This is a genomic window from Dysgonomonas sp. UBA7630 (assembly GCF_002483985.1).
Taxonomy (GTDB): Bacteria; Bacteroidota; Bacteroidia; order Bacteroidales; family Dysgonomonadaceae; genus Dysgonomonas.
On record NZ_DLIY01000004.1, the window covers coordinates 1 to 2,269 of the forward strand.

3 protein-coding genes are annotated in these 2,269 nt (G+C 32.2%); 1 reads left to right on the top strand and 2 read right to left on the bottom strand.

Annotated elements, in window-relative coordinates; all coding sequences use genetic code 11:
* Positions 1-51 precede the first annotated feature (51 nt).
* Entirely contained in the window at positions 52-324 is a 273-nt protein-coding gene (locus B3P17_RS01590) for a hypothetical protein (protein WP_291102900.1), read from the top strand.
* 490 nt (positions 325-814) lie between these two features.
* Here the strand turns inward: B3P17_RS01590 and B3P17_RS01595 are convergent, their stop codons facing one another.
* A complete protein-coding gene (locus tag B3P17_RS01595; RefSeq protein WP_228093781.1) occupies positions 815-1,015 on the bottom strand; it encodes a hypothetical protein in 201 nt (66 codons plus the stop codon).
* Positions 1,016-1,368: 353 nt separating this feature from the next.
* Positions 1,369-1,620: a hypothetical protein gene (locus B3P17_RS01600; RefSeq protein ID WP_135104679.1), complete on the bottom strand. Its 252-nt coding sequence runs from the start codon at positions 1,618-1,620 to the stop codon at positions 1,369-1,371.
* Positions 1,621-2,269 lie beyond the last annotated feature (649 nt).

Below are 2,269 nucleotides of genomic sequence, written 5' to 3' on the forward strand. Positions count from 1 at the left end.
ATCTGAACTGGATTTTCCAAAAGCATCAGGGTAGAATATCGGGATAAGCTGTTGCGCGACTCGATTCACCTCTACGACTCTGTATTGGTAAAAATGAAAGGCGATACGGTGTGGCTCGAGAAGTACAAATACCTCTATCGCGACAAGGTGGTAAGGGATTCTGTATTTAAGACAGACAGCATAGCCGTGCCCTATCCGGTGGTAGAGGTGCAGGAAGTCAACCGATTGACTTCTTTCCAATCTTTTCAGATCTGGTGCGGTAGGGGCTTATTGTTGTTTTTGCTCGGATATTTGGTAATGCGTAGGTTTAAGAGAAGCGTTTGAAATTTTTTTTAAATAAAATCACATTTTTTATGACGTATATAATACGCTATAAATTAGTGATTTACTGTCTATATGTGCTCTTAATGAGGATTGTAGGTGAATTTTTTAAGGAATTTAATTTTTATAATGTGTAAATTTGACTATCTTTGTGTAAACATTACAAATACAACAATAATAAGTTATTTTAAATACTCTCATATGGACTATCAAACTATCAAAAAAAGCAAAATAATTTTATAAGTTTTGTTCTTTTTGAGGAAAAATCTAAAGTTTTATTAATCTGTTTTTTTATTAAAAAATATAGGTTTTCGTATTTTTTAATATATTAAGTAGTTTGTAAAGTTTGTGTAAGTGAAAGGTCTACAAAGTGATTTTGTGGGCCTTTCTTAATTAATAAGAATGATCTTAAGGATTAGGATTTTTGAATGGATGAGGCTTGTGTTGGGTGTACAGCCTCTTCGGATTTATATAAAGACAAATTTTATCATGTTTAGAGAGATACAGAATTTAATATTTTACAATATCTATCAGCATATTCCTTTAAGTCACGGTTATACGTTCCAAAGTTTTTTACAATCATGTCAAATATCAAGAAGCTGCGCTTTTTGATCAGAATATCCGGATCATTGATCGCATATTGCCCGGTGTCGATGTCCTCGGTGTGCTCAATGGAGATATAATATTTAGACATAATCTTACACATAAAGGAAAGGTGATAGCAATGAATTCTATGCAAATCTAATGATAAGATGAATCCTTTTTTATCATTTTTTGTGCGATATGACTTTTTGTGCCGATATGCTGGCAATAATATTTTTTATATCAGTCGTTTAACTCTCTTCAGTAGGGGGCTTTATATGACTTTTTTGTAGAATGTATGTGGGGGTTTTTGTCATTTTTTTGCACAAGAATAGCCTTGTTGCGGTTGTGATCTTAACGTACAAGCTCGAAAGACCAGCGAAAAGATAGTCTTTCCCTTTGCTTTTGATGTAGAGGGAATGGTGGCTAGGCCTTCGTTTATTGTAAAGTTTTCTGTTCTAATTCTTACTCCGAAAATAGATAAGCTTGCGAACTGGCAATCTGTAGGAAGTAGATGAAAATGAAGCCTAAGACAGAGAGCAATACAGCGATACCTACAAAACCGGCAACATAAAGGAATCTTCCTACGCCCGTTTTGTTCGATTTGATGTAATCCCAGTCGTCTAGCAATAGTTTGATGTTTTTCCACCCTGCAAAAAGAAAGAAAACTGCAAATATCAGAAGCGATACGATGAATAAATAGTGTATTGTGTTCATTCTGCCTGATTTATGGTTTATTATTTATTGAAGTATTAATTTTATCACTACTTTTTGTTAACATACTGACTATTATATGAATTACTTATATTGTATATTACATTTATTCCATTGTTTCTAAAACAACAATATCAACCTGAACTTTACTGCTCACTCTCTATCTCACAAGAGCTTACCTCTTTTTGCACATTTAAGGCACAAGATTCTAATGAATTATCGTCAGAAATATTGATTTGTATTGTCCGAACTCATTTCAATTTATATCGAAATTCATATCGAAAATGAAGTCTTGAACGTTTTGTGTTGCCTGATAATATGCTATTTATGATCAAATATACATCTATTTCTGTAACAGAATTATAATTTTGATATTTATTTTTATGTTAATAGAAAAATAATTTTTTAGCATAATTTTATACTCCTAAAAAAGTCATATTTTGGGTTGTGGGGCACATGCCTAAGTCTCTTTTCTTTAATGTGTTAATATTTTATTTAACACATAAAAAGTCATATTTCGGCATTCCCCTATTTTATAATATTTATTTATTGTTATATTGGCATGTCTTTATAGTTGAGTTTTAGAAAACTCCCCATATTTTATGGTTCTCCCTTCTGTTGATTCCTTCGTCCTTGTAGGTTTGCAACCTCT

Excerpts from the sequence above, each read along its gene's own strand:
- B3P17_RS01600 (WP_135104679.1), bottom strand. The coding sequence starts at position 1,620 with ATGAACACAATACACTATTTATTCATCGTATCGCTTCTGATATTTGCA.
- B3P17_RS01595 (WP_228093781.1), bottom strand. The coding sequence starts at position 1,015 with ATGTCTAAATATTATATCTCCATTGAGCACACCGAGGACATCGACACC.